We start from the raw sequence: 14,644 nt of genomic DNA, 5'->3' as shown, positions 1-14,644 counted from the left end.
GCCGCCTGGAAAAGACTGGAGGCGCCGTCGCGGAATTGCTGTCCAGCACCCGGACCGAATCGGCCGATCGAATCCGCCGACCGGGATCAGCCAACAGAAAGATAACCGCCGGTCGACGGCTTCGGGATCCCCTACCAGCCCCTACTCAGGCCGGTGCCAGCGTGGGGATCCCGGTCACCATTTCCCTCGCCCGGGCCCGGAGCGCCGGCCGGTCCACCTTGCGGTTCGCATTCAGCGGCAGCTCGTCGCGGTGTTCGTAGCGCCTGGGCACCAGTCGCTGCGGCAGGCTCTGCCGCAGCTGCCGGGTCAGCTCGACCACCGCAGCCGGTCGCCCGGTGTAGAACACGACCAGCTCGGTCGTGTCCTCAACGGCGACGTCGAGGACGGCTGCGTCGTCGACGCCGACGCAGCCGCGTACCGCGTGTTCGATCTCGGCGAGTTCGACCCGCCACCCGTGCACCTGCACCTGGGCGTCGAGTCGACCGAGGTAGAGCAGTTCGCCGCCGGCGGTGCGGCGTACCCGGTCGCCGGTGCGGTACCAGGTCCGCCCGTCGCGGACGACGAAGCGTCCGTCGCCGTCGGCTGGATCGAGGTAGCCGGGGGTCAGTTGCGGCCCGCTCACCCACAGCTCCCCCTCGTCGGCAACCGGCTGTCCGGCCTCGTCCACCAGCAACTGCTCGTGCCCGTCGTGCAGTGGCCCGATCGGCACGACACCGTTGACGGCCAGCTGATGCGACCCGGCCCCGTAGCGGTGCCGGGTGACGGTGATGGTCAGTTCGGTCGGCCCGTACAGGTTCTCCACGGTGGAGTTGACCGCCGCGTCCTGCCAGTGCGCCGCGTCCCGGCAGCGCAGTGCCTCACCGGCGAAGAAGCTGCGCCGCAGCGTCGGCAGCGTGCCCGCGCCGAGGCCGCCGAGGCGACGGACCAGCCCGATGCTGCTGGGGGTGGAGAACCAGACGGACACCTGGTGGGCGGCGAGGAAGCCGGGTAGGTCCCGGTAGGCCTGCCCGGGTACCCGCAGCAGCTGTGCTCCGGCTCCCCATGCGCAGAACAGGTCGAACATGGCGCAGTCGAAGTTCAGGTCGAACGTCTGCGAGAACACGTCGGCGCTGTCGAAGTCGTAGCGCTGATCCAGCAGGCGGAAGTAGTGGGCCAGACTGGCATGGGTGATCGGCACCCCCTTCGGTCGCCCGGTCGACCCGGAGGTGAACAGCATGTACGCGGCGTCGCCGGGCCGCACCGGTCGCGGCGCGGGCAGCGGCCGTCCGGACCTGCCGGGCAGCATCCGCAGCGGCGACCGGGGCTGCGGGTCCTGCCCGGCGACCAGGACCGCGACGTCCCGACCGGCCGGTAGCGACGCGGGCAGGCCGGCCACCGCCGGCTCGTCGGTCACCACGACGGTGACGCCGGCGGCGTCGAGCATGGCCCGGGTACGCGCCGGCGGGAAGTCGGGATGCAGCGGAACGACCGTGGCACCGGCGTACAGGGCTGCGAGGATCCCGACGTACGCCGGAAGGCTGCCCGCCGCCAGGACCCCGACCGGAGCGGGTCGCCCACCGGCGTGCTCGGTCAGCACCGCCGCCCAGCGCAGTGCCGTCCGGTGCACCTCGGCATAACTGATCGTGTCGGAACCGATCCGGACCGCCGGCTGGTCCGGGGCGGCCTCCAGCCCTCGCATGAATCGTGCCGACAAGACGCCAATGGCACCTTCGTCCATTTTTTGCCCCCATCTCTTCAGTTCGCATCATCGATGCGAAATGGTATGGTCAATCAGACCAGCAGGATTTCTTCAATCGGAGTCGCCATCATGTGGGACGACCAGTTCGAGACACTGCTCCGCCAACACCTACCATTCATCGGCGACGACGAGAAGCTGTCGCCAGAAAGCTCGCTGCGTGATTTCGGTCTCGATTCACTCGGGACCGTCGAACTGCTCGCCGCGATCGAGTCGGCGTACACGGTGCGGTTCACCGACGAGGCGTTGGCGATGGAGTCGTTCGCTACCCCGGAGGTGCTCTGGACAACGCTGTCGGCGGTCCGGATGCAGGCTGCCTGAGCTGCCAGGTCCGGCCGGTCCGGGTTGCGGTCCGCGCCGGATTCGGCCGCAACGGCGAAGCGCCGGCGGTTGTCCGCCCCGGTCACCGGTGACCGCCAGCCCGGCCGTTTCAGACCGCCGCGCTGGACCGTCTCGGCTGCAGAGCCAGCCGGGGCGTGACAGCGACCACGTCGAACGCCGCAGTGGTAGCCCGCACCCGGCCGAACAACCGGTCGGGTCCGCAGACGCGCACCTCGCGCACGCCCCGCGTACGCAGCGACGCGACCACGTCGGGCCAACGCAGCGGCCGGACGAAGCTGTCCAGCAGCATTTGCCGCACCCCTGCTCCGGTGGTGATCAGCGTGCCGTCCTGATCGGCGACGACCGGCACCGTCGGGTCGGCGAACTCAAGCCCGTCGAGCACCTCCCGCGCCACGATGTCGCGCAACGGCGCGAACGCGGCGCAGTGCATCGGCGGGCGCATCGTGTAGAGCGGAAGTCCGCCCGCCGACCGCAGCCTCGCCGCCAGCCAGTCGAGCATGTGTTCCCGCAGCGACAGCATGTGGAAGTCATGATCGACGTAGCAGGAGATCTCGTGCCACTCCCCTTGCCCGGCGAGCTCGTCGAGCACCTCCCGCAGCAGCGGCTCGGGCGTACGGGTGAACGAGTGCGTCACCACGTCCCGGTGCTCGGTGGCGAAGTAGTCCTCCATCCGACGGGCCAGCTGCGCGGTCAGCCAGATCGCCTGCGGGACCGGCAACGCGCCGACGTACGCGATCAACGGCTTCTCACCGAAGCTCGGCCCGACGCAGAAGTCCGGCACCGTCCCGCCCTGCTCGCTCCAGCGGGCCAGCGCCAGGCAGTTGACGAAGAAGGCCACCTGCGCGGCCTCCGAGTAGTCGCCGCCGGTGCGGTAGCGCTGCAGCAACGGGTATCCGAGGACCTCGTCGGCGGTCGCGGTCAGCTCGCGCGCGTACGGGTTGGCCAGCATGAACCGGCCGACCTCGGCGAAGCCGGTGGGTCCCATGCCCGGAAACACCAGCGCGGTACGCCCCTCAGCCATGCGTGCCCTCCCCCTTCAGTTCGGTGAGGAACTCCAGCAGCACCTCGGCGAAGCGCTCCGGCTCCTCCAGGTGCGGCAGGTGACTGGACTCCTCGAAGACCACCCACCGGGCACCGGGCACCCGATCCAGGTACGGCTGCAACGTCGCCGGGGTCGCCTCGTCGTGCCGGCCGGACAGCACCAGGGTGGGCACCCGGATGTCGGCCAGGCAGTCGACGACGGACCAGTCCCGCAGCGTACCGATGACGTGGAACTCGCTCGGGCCGTTCATGGTCAGGTACACCGTCGGGTCGTTCGCGATCTCCATGAACGACGCCAGATAGTCCCGTGGCCACGGCGTGACCCGGCAGACATGCCGGTCGTAGAACACCCGCATGGCGGTGAAGTACTCCTGGCTGTCGGTGGTCCCCGCCTGCTCGTGGCGGATCAGGGTCTCGTTCACCCCGGCCGGCAGCGCCTGGCGCAGCCGTCGCGCCTCCTGCAGCCACAGTGGATACGAGGCCGGCGCGTTGGCCACAACCAGGCCACGCAGCCCAGCCGGGCGGGTCGCCGCGTGCCGGGCTACCAGCGGGCCACCCCACGAATGGCCGAACAACACGTAGTCGTCGGCGACGCCGAGCGAGCGCAGCAAATTGTCCAGCTCGGCGAGGAACAGCTCGACGGTCCAGAAGTCGGCGCCCCGGTCGGGCAGGCGGGTGGATCCGCCGTTACCGATCTGGTCGTAGTGCACCACCGGCCAGCCGTGTTCGGCCAGCCCGGCCAGGTTCAGCAGGTAGTCGTGGGTGCTGCCCGGCCCGCCGTGCACCACGACCAGCGCCGGACCGCCCGCGCCGGCCGGTCTGGTCACCCGGTACCACGTCTGGTACTCCCCGAACGGCACGAGTCCCTTGTCGTGCGCAGCCACTGCCATGTTCACACCTCGCCGACCTCACCGTGTCCGCCCCGTACCGCATCGGATCCGGCCGGTACCGGGACCGACGGTGTCGGTTCCGACGGTGCCAGCGGCCACGACGCCGGACAACCCCAGATCAGCCCCGCACTGCCGCTAGGGGTGGACACGGGTTGCCACACCCGCCGCCGGCCTGTCACGGTCACACCATTTGCTGGTACGGCGATCGGAGTCCTCTTGACCTCGGCCACGACCTCGTGGGTCCGCCGGTTCCGGCCGAAGCCGGACGCCGCCACCCGACTGGTGTGCTTCCCGCACGCGGGAGGGTCTGCTTCGTACTATCTGCCGGTCGCCCGAGGCGTACCAGCCTCGGTGGACGTGCTGGCCATCCAGTATCCGGGACGCCAGGACCGGCGGCACGAGCCCGGCATCGACGACATCGAACGGCTCGCCGACCTGGTCACCGCGGAGCTCGCCGACTGGCGTGACCGGCCCCTGGCCCTGTTCGGGCACAGTATGGGCGCGATGGTCGGCTACGAGGTGGCGCGCCGGTTGGAACGCGACGGCACCACGCCGGCCGCGCTGATCGTCTCCGGCCGACGCGCGCCGTCGCGGCATCGGGAGACCAGTGTGCACCGTCTCGACGACCACGGCCTGCGCGCGGAACTGGCCCGGCTCAGCGGCACCGGCAGCGAACTGCTGGACGACGTGGACATGCTCAACATGATCCTGCCGGCGACCCGCTGCGACTACCGTGCGGTCGAGTCCTACCGGTACCGGCCGGGGCCGCCACTGCGCAGCCCGGTACTCGCCCTGGTCGGCGACCAGGACACCGAGGTGACCGTCGCGGAGGCCGAGGCGTGGCGGGAACACACCGCCGGTGCCTTCGAGCTACGGGTCTTCCCCGGCGGCCACTTCTACCTCAACGAACACGCGGCCACCGTACTCGAACTGATCACCCGACGGCTGGTCTAACCGACGGCGGCTGGCGCGCCGTGATGTCCGGGCGGGCGGTGGGACCCTCCGGTTCCACCGCCCGCCCGGCGCCACGTACCGGTCAGGCACCCGCCGACGCCGGCTCCGGCCACACCTGCCGGACCGCGACGAACAGGCCCCGGGCGCCCGGTCCCTGGTCCAGATAGGTCGGCGTGAACCCGGCGGCCCGGAACGCGGCCTCGTACTCCTCGCGGGTGAACAAGGTGATCAGAGTGCTTTCCGCAAGGTGGCGGATGCCCGAGTCCGCGTCGGCGATCAGATACTGCACGTCCATCCGGGTGGCGTTGCCCTCCTGCGACGCGTGGGAGACCCGGGCGATGGTGCGCCCGTCCGCTCGGACCACGTCGCTGGCGACGTACCCGGGCAGGAACGTGTCGGGAAACCACCACGGGTCCACCACCGCGACGCCGCCGGGCACGGTGTGCTCGGCGAAGCAGCGCAGCGCGGCGGTGAGCTCGGCGGTCGTACGCATGTGGCCGATCGAACTGAACAGGCAGGTCACCGCGTCGAACCGACGTCCCAGGGCGAAGGAGCGCATGTCGCTCTGGTGCAACGGCACCAGCGGCAGCCGCGCCTTGGCGCTCAGCAGCATGTCGGCGGATATGTCGACCCCCTCGACGTGCGGAAAGGACGCCGAGAGGTGCTGCAGATGCTCGCCGGTGCCGCAGGCGACGTCCAGCAGTGAGGCCGCGTCCGGCTTGTGGGCCAGCACGAGTCGGGTGACCTCGGCGGCCTCAGCGGCGTAGTCCTTGCCCCGCCCCTGGTGGATCAGGTCGTAGATCTCGGCGTCCTCGGATTCGTACACGTCGCACCTCAGCCCTTCACGGTCGGCTCGGGAACACGCTGCTCGGCTGTTGCCGCCAGCCACTGCTCGATCGCCTTCGACGTGGTCGCCGCCTGCGCGTCGACCATGGTGAAATGATTGCCGGGAACCGTCTCGGTGCTGTCGGCGTACGGCCACGACACGGCCGCCGTGGCCGGCACGGCGGCACCGATCGGCTCGGCCCCGCGCAGGTAGAGAACCGGGGCCCCGGTGGCCCCCAGCTCGAACTCGGGAAGCAGGTCGACGTACCAGGCCATCGCGGTGAGCTGGGCGCTGTCGAACCTGCCCGCAGCCGCCTCCAACTCGAACAGTCCCAGCACCATCTCGGTCATCACCGCGCTGGCGGAGGCGTCCTCGACGGAGCCGCCGCCGGAGTCGCCCGGCCGCTGCACCGGCTGGGTGTCGAGCAGCACGACGCCGTGCGGGCCGGTGCCCATCCGTTCCAGGTGGCTCGCCGTCGCCTGGGCGAGGATGCCACCGGCCGAGTACCCGACCAGGACGAACGGCTCGCCATCGGCGGCGCTCAGCGCCGCGTCGGCGAGCAACTCGACCACCAGCTCGGCGGTCGCCGGCAGCGGAGCGCCCCGGGTGAAGCCGGGCACCGGTAGCGATACGACGTCACGGATCTGCTGGAAGTGCGCGACCAGCCGGCTGTACTGGTAGTGGTTGCCCATCGCCATCGGGGTCTCCACGAACAGCAGCCGGGGACGGGCCGGGCCCTGCGCCAGGCGCAGCGGGGAGATCCGCTGATTCGCACCGGCCGGCGTGTCGAAGGTGGGACGCAGTCGCGCCGCTGCGCTCAGCACGTCGATACCGTCGCCGAGCCGGCCGGCCAGCGCCGCCGCCCGGAACAGACCGCGCAGTGTCTCCCCGCCCTCGTCGCTCCCGTGAACCGGTTGCTGACCGACGCCGTTCGCGGCGAGTTCGTCGAGCAGGTGACGGGTGAGGTGGTTGGGTGTCGGGTACTGGAAGATCACCTCGCTGAGGTCGAGACCGGTCCGGGTGCCGAGGTCGATCCCGAGCTCGGTCACGGTCAGTGAGGTGAATCCGGCCTCGACGAAGTGCCCGTCAAAGTCGATCGTCTCCGGGGTCGTGTTCACCACGGCCGCGATCGCGCTGGCGACCAGGTCCCGCACGGCGGGCTCCCGTTGCTCATCGCCGAGCGCGGCGAGCTGGCGCCACGTCTCGGCTCCCGCGTCGCCGGCACCCGCGCCACCGGTCGCCGCGACGGCCGCCGCCGGGCGGCCCGGCACACCGTTCGCGCGCGGCCGACCGTTGTCGCCGGGCCGGACGGCGGCCGGGGTGGCCGGCGTCGGCAGGATCTGCTCGGTGTCCGAGCCCGACGGGTCGCGCTCGGACACCGACCGCAGCTCGATCGAATCCGCCGTGAGCACGGGACGGCCCGCCGGGTCGACCATGACAAGCGAGAGCCTTCGACCGTCGGCGCGCAGCAGCACCCGGACCGTGACGGCGCCGGTGGCGTGCAGCTCGACCCCGGACCAGGAGACCGGCCGCCCCGGCCGGCCATCGGTGCCGTCGGCCAGCCCGGTGGCGTGCAGGGCCGCGTCGAGCAGGACGGGATGGATCGCGAAGGCCGCCGTACCGGCGCTCTGCGGCAGGTCGACCTCGGCGAACAGGTCCTGCCCGGCCCGCCAGGCGCGACGCAGGCCGCGCATCGCCGGCCCGTAGGACAGGCCTCGGCCGGCCAGCTCCTCGTACCAGCCGGACAGGTCGACCGGCTCGGCGCCGGCCGGTGGCCAGTGCCCGTCGTCCACCGTCAGCGGCGAAGGCCCGCCCTGGCCGGCCGTCAGCCGGCCGGCGGCGTACTGCGACCAGGCCGTGGAACCGTCCTCGGCACGGGCGTAGACGGCGAAGTCCCGCTCCCCGTACCCTGCCCCGGCGTCCCGCACCACCACCTGGACCTGGGTCGCGGTGGCCGGATCCAACGGCACCGGAGCCAGCTCGGTCAGCCGGGCGATCCGGCCGCAGCCGACCCGGTCCCCGGCATACACCGCGAACTCGACCAGCGCCGAGGCCGGCAGCACGGTGGCATCCCCGATCCGGTGATCGTCCAGCCAGGACCTGGCGGCCCGCGACAGGCGGCCGGTCAGCACCAGGTCCTGCGTACCGGCGACCGGCACCGCCGCACCCAGCAGCGGATGCCCGGTCTCCTCCAACCCGGCGGCGACCACCTCGCCGACCGCCAGCGCGTCCATCTCGACCCAGTACCGCTGCCGATGGAACGAGTACGGGGGCAGGGTCACCTGCCGCGCGCCCCGACCGGCGTACAGCCGCGACCAGTCCACCGCGTGCCCGGTCACCTGCAGCCGGGCCACCGCCGCGAACAGCGCGCCGACCTCCGCCGAGTCCGCGCTCACCGTCGGCACCACCGTGTGCTCGGCGTCGGGCAGGCAGGCCGCCACCATCTGCGCCAGGCCACCGTCCGGACCCACCTCGACGAACCGGGTCACGCCCAGTTCCGCCAGATGGCGTACGTCGTCGACGAACCGGACCTCGGCCCGCAGCTGCCGCTCCCAGTGTTCGGCGGTGGCCAGGTCGTCGGCACCGACCAGCTCGCCGTCGACGTGCGCGACCAGGCTGACGGCCGGCGGGTGGTAGGTGAGCCGGTCCGCGACGTCGAAGTACTCCTCGAGGACGTCGTCCACCGCCGGGGAGTGGAACGCCCGGCGCACCCGCAGCGGGCTGACCGACCGTCCCGCTGCCCGCCACCGCTCGGCCAGCTCGGTGACGTCGTCGCCCGGCCCGGACACCACCACCCAGTCAGGGCCGTTCACCGCCGCGATCTCGACGTCCCCGTACAGTTCGGGCCGCACCTCGTCCTCGCTGGCGCGCACCGCCACCATCGCCCCGGCGGGCAGCTCCTGCAGCAGTTCCCCACCGGTCGCGCAGAGCTTCACCGCGTCGGCCAGCGACAGCACCCCGGCGACGTGCGCGGCGGCGAGCGCCCCGGCCGAATGCCCGACGACGTGGTCGGGCCGCAGGCCCCACGACTCCAGCAGCCGGTACGTCGCCACCTCCACCGTGAACAGTGCGGCCTGCATGTAGCTCGTCTGGTCGAGCAGGCCGGCGGCCACCGTGCCCTCCTCAGCGAACACCAGATCCCGCAACGGCCGGTCGAGATGCCGGTCGAACTTGGCGCAGACCTCGTCGAACGCTGCGGCGAAGGCGCTGAACGAGGCGTACAGCCGCCGGCCCATCCCCGCTCGCTGCGCCCCGGCACCCGGGAACACGTACGCCGTACCACCGGTCGACCGGACGTGGCCGGTCACCACCCGTGGCGACGGCGTCGCGGTGGCCAGGTCGGTCAAGGCCCCCAGCAGGTCGTCACGGTCGGCGCCGACGACAACGGCCTGGTGGTCGAAGGGCACCCGGGTGGCCGCCAGGGAATACCCGACGTCGACCGGGTCGAGGTCGGCGTCGGCGCGCAGCGCGGCGACCAGCGCCGCCGCCTGGGCCGGCAACGCCTCCCGGGTACGCGCCGACACCAGCAGCGGCAGCACCGGCCCGGCCGGCCGCTGCGTCTGCTGGTGCGGCTGACCGGGCGCCTGCGCACCGGCTGCGGCGGGGTCCGCCTCCTCCAGGATCAGGTGCGCGTTGGTGCCGCTGCGCCCGAAGGACGACACCGCGGCCCGGCGCGGACGCTCGCCCGCCGGCCAGGGCACCGACTCGGTGAGCAGCCGCACCTGGCTGTCGGCCCAGTTCACGTGCGGGGACCGGTCGTCGGCGTGCAGCGTTCTCGGCAGCACGCCGTGCCGCAGGGCGAGCACCATCTTGACGACCCCGGCGACGCCGGAGGCCGACTGGGTGTGGCCGATGTTCGACTTGACCGATCCCAGCCACAGCGGCCGGTCGCGGTCCTGCCCGTACGTGCCCTGCAGGGCCCGCACCTCGATCGGATCGCCGAGCCGGGTGCCGGCGCCGAAGCCCTCGACCGCGTCGACCTCGTCGGCGCGTAGCCCCGCGGTCGCCAGTGCCCGACGGATCACCTTCTCCTGGGCCGGCCCGTTGGGCGCGGTCATCCCGTTGGAGGCACCGTCGGAGTTGACGGCGCTGCCCCTTACCACGGCCAGCACCTGGTGGCCGTTGCGTCGGGCGTCGGAGAGCCGCTCCACCACGAGCACCCCGACGCCCTCGGCCCAGCCGATCCCGTCGGCTGCCGCCGAGAACGACTTGCAGCGCCCGTCGGTGGCCAGCCCGCCCTGCTGGTCGAAGTCGACGAAGGTGGCCGGGGTCGAGATCACCGTCACCCCGCCGGCAAGCGCCAGCGAACAGTCCCCCTGGCGCAGCGCCTGGATCGCCCAGTGCAGCGCGACCAGAGAGGACGAGCAGGCGGTGTCCACCGACACCGCCGGGCCCTCCAGTCCCAGCAGGTAGGCCACCCGGCCGGAGACGATGCTCTGCGACAGGCCGACCCCACGGAACGCGGCGGCGTGTTCCACCGACCCGAACATGCCGGGGTCGTAGTCGGGCTGCATCACTCCGGCGAACACACCGGTGGTGCTGCCACGCAGCGAACGCGGATCGATGCCGGCCCGCTCGATCGCCTCCCACGAAGCCTCCAGCAGCAGCCGCTGCTGCGGGTCCATGACGGTCGCCTCGTCGTCACTGATGCCGAAGAAGCCGGCGTCGAAGTGGGTGGCGTCGGCGACGAACCCGCCCTGGCGGGAACCCGCGCCGGAGTCGTGGCTGAACCATCCTTCGATGTCCCAGCCCCGGTCCGTGGGAAACGACGAGATCCCGTCGTCGCCGGCGGTCAGCAGCCGCCACAGGTCCTCGGGCGAGCTGACCGCGCCGGGCAGTCGGCAGCTCATGCCGACGATGGCGATCGGTTCGTCCGCCGACACCGGGACCTGGTCCGGATCTGCCACGGACGGTTCCTCCGCGTCACCGACGAGTTCCTCGGCGAGGTGGTCGACCAACGCCATCGGGGTCGGGTTGTCGAACACCAGGGTCGCCGACAGCTGGACCCCGGTGGCGACGCTCAGCCCGTTGCGCAACTCGACCGCGGTGAGGGAGTCGAATCCGAGGTCCTGGAACGCCCGGTCCAGCTCGATGCTCTCCGGGGCGCTGTGCCCGAGCGCCTGCGCCACCTGCGCGCGAACCAGCTCCCGCAGGGTGTTCCCCCGGTCCTGGACCGACATCGCGGCCAATCGTTGACCGAAGGTGCCGGTGGCGTCGCCGGGGGCGGCGACGGCGCGGCGCGGCGCTGGGACGAGGGCCCGGAAAAGATCCGGCAGCGCGTCCCCCTGCCGGCGGAGGACCGTGAGGTCGAGCCGGATCGGGGCGAGGAACGGTTCCGGCGACATCCAGGTGGCGTCGAACAGCGCCAGCCCTTCCGCGCCGCTGATCGGGACGAACCCGGTACGGGCCACCTGCGGCAGTTCGTCGGCTGTGACGTGACCGGCCATCCCGGTGCCGGTGCCCCACATTCCCCAGGCGAGGGAGACCCCGGCCAGGCCGTTGGCCCGCCGGTGGGTGGCCAGCCCGTCCAGGAAGGTGTTCGCGGCGGCGTAGTTGCCCTGCCCCATCCCGCCGAGCACGCCGGAGGCCGAGGAGAACAGCACGAACGCGGCCAGGTCCATCCCGGCGGTCAGCTCGTGCAGGTGCCACGCGGCGTCGACCTTCGGCCGCAGCACGGCGTCGATCCGCTGCGGCGTCAGAGTGTCGATCGTGCCGTTGTCCAGCACCCCGGCGGCGTGCACGACCGCGGTGAGCCGGCGTCCGGCGACCAGCGACGCGGCGGCGTCGCGGTCGGCGACGTCGCCGGCGACCAGCTCGACCTGGGCGCCCAGCCCGGTCAGCTCCTCGACGAGCTCGGCGGCGCCTTCGGCGGCCGCACCACGCCGGCTGACCAGCAGCAGGTCCCGTACTCCGTGCGTGGTGACCAGGTGCCGGGCGATCAGCCGGCCGAGGCCACCGGTGGCCCCGGTGACCAGCACCGTGCCGGCGGCGACGTCGGCCGGTGCCGCGGCGGCCGCAGCCGCGGCGGCTCTGCGCAGCCGGGCCACCCGTACCGCCCCGTCACGGACCACGACCTGGGACTCCCCGGCCGCCAGCACCTTCGGCAGCAGCGTCACCGCGTCCTGCTCGGCGTCGGTGTCCACCAGCACGATCCGACCCGGATGCTCGGTCTGCGCGGACCGGATCAGTCCCCACACGGCGGAGCCGGCCAGGTCGGTCACGTCCTCGCCGGGCAGCGCCACGGCCCGCCGGGTCAGCACCACCAGCCGGGTGCCGGCGAACCGGGGCTCGGCCAGCCAGGTACGCAGCGCGGTGAACGCCGCCACGGTGCCGGCGCGGACCGCCTCGGGCGTACCAGCGGCGGCGCCGGACACGGCGGCGTGACGGTGCAGCACCACCGCCGGTACCTCGGCGTCGGCGGTCACGCCGGCCAGGTCGGCGACCGTGACCGGGGCACCCGCCGGCAGCGCCACCGGCGTCCAGTCGACGGTGAACAGCGCGTCGCGGTACGGCCCGCTGTCGGCGGCGGCCAGCTCCGCCGCCACGACCGGGCGCAGCACCAGCGAACCGACCGAGGCGATCGGCGTACCCGCACCGTCGGCCAGCAGGATCGACACGCCGCCGTCGGCCGAGCGGCTGACCTGGATCCGGGCACTGGCCGCGCCGGCGGCATACACCTCGACGTCGCGCCACTGGAACGGCAGGGCCGCCTCCTGCCCGGCCAACCCGCTGCGGCCGACCGCCTGCAGGGCCGCGTCCAGTAACGCCGGATGCAGACCGAACCGGTTCACCTTGCCCCGTGCCTGGTCCGGCACGCCGATCTCGGCGTACAGGTCGTCGTCGCGGCGCCAGGCGGTCCGCAGCCCCTGGAAGGTCGGTCCGTAGACCAGTCCACGTTCGGCGAACTCGTCGTAGACGCCGACCAGGTCGACCGGCTCGGCGCCGTCCGGCGGCCAGGCGGTCAGCTCGGCACCGGTGTGCGGCCGACCCGGTACCAGGGTGCCGGTCGCGTGCGGCGTCCAACGGCTGTCGTCCGTACCGTCGTCGGTCCTGCTGTGCACGACCAGCGAACGGGCTCCGGAGTCGTCGGGCCCGCCGAGCGTGATCTGGATCTGCAGCGCGTCCCGGGCCGGCAGCACCAGCGGGGCCTGCAGGACGAGGTCGGCGATCCGGCCACAGCCGACCCGTTCACCGGCGTGCGTGGCGAGTTCGACGAAGCCCGCTCCGGGGAACAGGACCGTCTCGCCTACCCGGTGGTCGGCCAGCCAGGGCTGGTTCGCCACCGACAGCCGCCCGGTGAGCACCATGCCGTCGTTGGCAGCGAGCATGACGGCGGCGCCGAGCAGCGGGTGGTTGGCGGGGGCGAGTCCCATCGAGACCGGGTCACCGGTCAGCGGGGAGGCGGTCAGCCAGTAGCGCTTGCGCTGAAACGGCACGGCCGGCGGATCCTCGACCGAGCCGTCGGCCGGCACCGGGCCGGCCGCCAGATCCGCCGGCGCCTCCTCCAGGATCACGTGTGCGTTCGTCCCGCTCAACCCGAATGACGACACCCCGGCCCGGCGTGGTTCGTCGGTACCCGGCCACGGCCGCGCCCGGGTCAACAGCCGCACCCCACCCGTTGACCAGTCCACATGCGACGACGGCTCCGACACATGCAACGACCGGGGCAGCAACCCCGCCCGCAACGCCATCACCATCTTGATCACACCACCGACACCCGCCGCCGCCTGCGCGTGACCGATGTTCGACTTCAACGACCCCAACCACAACGGACGATCCGCGTCCCGACCCTGCCCGTACGTCGCCAGCAGCGCCTGCACCTCGATCGGGTCGCCCAGTTCGGTGGCCGTGCCGTGGCCGTCTACCGCGTCGACCTGGTCGGCGGACATGCGGGCGTTGGCCAACGCCTGCCGGATCAGCCGCTGCTGAGCCGGACCGTTCGGCGCGGTCAGCCCGTTCGACGCGCCGTCGGAGTTGGCCGCGGAGCCGCGTACCACGGCGAGAACGCGGTGGCCGTTGCGGCGCGCGTCGGACAGCCGCTCGACGAGCAGCACCCCGACGCCCTCGGCCCAGGCCGGCCCGTCGGCGTCGTCGGAGAAGGAACGGCACCGGCCGTCACGCGACTGGGTGTCCTCCAGGTTGAACTCGACGAAGGTCTGCGGGGAAGCCATCACCGACGACCCGCCGGCGACAGCGAGGGAGCACTCCCCCCGACGCAGCGACTGTACGGCGAGGTCGAGCGCCACCAGGGACGACGAGCAGGCGGTGTCGAGCGTGATCGCCGGTCCTTCGAAACCGAAGTGGTACGAGACCCGCCCGGACACCACCCCCGACGACCCGTAACTGCCGGGATAGTTGTGGTACATGACCCCGGCGAAGACGCCGGTCTGGCTGCCGCGTACCGACGCCGGGGCGATACCGGCGCGTTCGAACGCCTCCCAGGTGCTTTCCAGCAGCAACCGCTGCTGCGGGTCGATCAGCAGGGCGTCGCGGGGAGCGATGCCGAACCAGTCGGCGTCGAAGTCGCCCGCGTCGTAGAGGAACCCGGCCTGCCGTACGTAGGTCGTGTTGGGCCGGGTGCCGTCGGGGTCGTAGAGCCGGTCCAGGTCCCAGCCCCGGTCGGTGGGGAACCCACCCATCGGATCGACCTCGTCGACCAGCAGCCGCCACAGCCCTTCCGGGCTGGTCACCCCACCGGGGAACCGGCACGCCATGCCGATGATGGCGATCGGCTCGTGTGCTGCCTCGGTGAGCTGGCGGCTGTGCTCGCGGAGTCGCTCGTTCTCCTTCAGCGACGCGCGGAGAGCGTCGACGATCCTCTGGTCCGCCTGCGTCATGTCTATCTCACACCTCTCG

The 14,644-nt window shown here is 72.3% G+C and carries 7 protein-coding genes; 2 read left to right on the top strand and 5 right to left on the bottom strand.

What is annotated here, in order from left to right; translation table 11 throughout:
- Nucleotides 1-145: 145 nt before the first annotated feature.
- Complete coding sequence (locus O7621_RS13615; protein ID WP_348775303.1) at nucleotides 146-1,693, bottom strand: AMP-binding protein; 1,548 nt, start codon at nucleotides 1,691-1,693, stop codon at nucleotides 146-148.
- Nucleotides 1,694-1,807: 114 nt separating this feature from the next.
- On the opposite strand from O7621_RS13615, the gene O7621_RS13610 reads away from it, so the two are divergent.
- The gene (locus tag O7621_RS13610; RefSeq protein ID WP_281553691.1) at nucleotides 1,808-2,056 is read left to right on the top strand and encodes an acyl carrier protein; all 249 of its coding nucleotides are present in this window, start codon (nucleotides 1,808-1,810) and stop codon (nucleotides 2,054-2,056) included.
- Nucleotides 2,057-2,165: 109 nt separating this feature from the next.
- On the opposite strand, the gene O7621_RS13605 is transcribed toward O7621_RS13610, so the two are convergent.
- Nucleotides 2,166-3,098, bottom strand: a complete 933-nt coding sequence (locus O7621_RS13605) for an ACP S-malonyltransferase (RefSeq protein WP_282234292.1) — start codon at nucleotides 3,096-3,098, stop codon at nucleotides 2,166-2,168.
- Entirely contained in the window at nucleotides 3,091-4,008 is a 918-nt protein-coding gene (locus tag O7621_RS13600; RefSeq protein ID WP_282234291.1) for a proline iminopeptidase-family hydrolase, read from the bottom strand. Before O7621_RS13600 ends, O7621_RS13605 begins: the two co-directional genes overlap by 8 nt.
- Before the next feature lie 216 nt (nucleotides 4,009-4,224).
- Here O7621_RS13600 and O7621_RS13595 point away from each other — a divergent pair, with 216 nt between their 5' ends.
- Complete coding sequence (locus tag O7621_RS13595) at nucleotides 4,225-4,962, top strand: thioesterase II family protein (RefSeq protein WP_282234290.1); 738 nt, start codon at nucleotides 4,225-4,227, stop codon at nucleotides 4,960-4,962.
- An 82-nt stretch (nucleotides 4,963-5,044) separates the two neighbouring features.
- Here O7621_RS13595 and O7621_RS13590 read toward each other — a convergent pair whose 3' ends face one another.
- The gene (locus O7621_RS13590) at nucleotides 5,045-5,788 is read right to left on the bottom strand and encodes a class I SAM-dependent methyltransferase (protein ID WP_282234289.1); all 744 of its coding nucleotides are present in this window, start codon (nucleotides 5,786-5,788) and stop codon (nucleotides 5,045-5,047) included.
- 8 nt (nucleotides 5,789-5,796) lie between these two features.
- The gene (locus O7621_RS13585; RefSeq protein ID WP_282234288.1) at nucleotides 5,797-14,625 is read right to left on the bottom strand and encodes a type I polyketide synthase; all 8,829 of its coding nucleotides are present in this window, start codon (nucleotides 14,623-14,625) and stop codon (nucleotides 5,797-5,799) included.
- Between the last annotated feature and the right edge of the window lie 19 nt (nucleotides 14,626-14,644).

It is taken from the genome of Solwaraspora sp. WMMD937 (assembly GCF_029581175.1).
GTDB lineage: Bacteria > Actinomycetota > Actinomycetes > Mycobacteriales > Micromonosporaceae > Micromonospora_E.
Note: the sequence above shows the minus strand (reverse complement) of the source record. Positions and strands in the feature narration are given on the sequence as shown.

What these genes read in the sequence shown, in the direction of transcription:
- O7621_RS13610 (WP_281553691.1), top strand. Translation starts at nt 1,808, where the DNA reads ATGTGGGACGACCAGTTCGAGACACTGCTCCGCCAACACCTACCATTC.
- O7621_RS13605 (WP_282234292.1), bottom strand. Translation starts at nt 3,098, where the DNA reads ATGGCTGAGGGGCGTACCGCGCTGGTGTTTCCGGGCATGGGACCCACC.
- O7621_RS13600 (WP_282234291.1), bottom strand. Translation starts at nt 4,008, where the DNA reads ATGGCAGTGGCTGCGCACGACAAGGGACTCGTGCCGTTCGGGGAGTAC.
- O7621_RS13585 (WP_282234288.1), bottom strand. Translation starts at nt 14,625, where the DNA reads ATGACGCAGGCGGACCAGAGGATCGTCGACGCTCTCCGCGCGTCGCTG.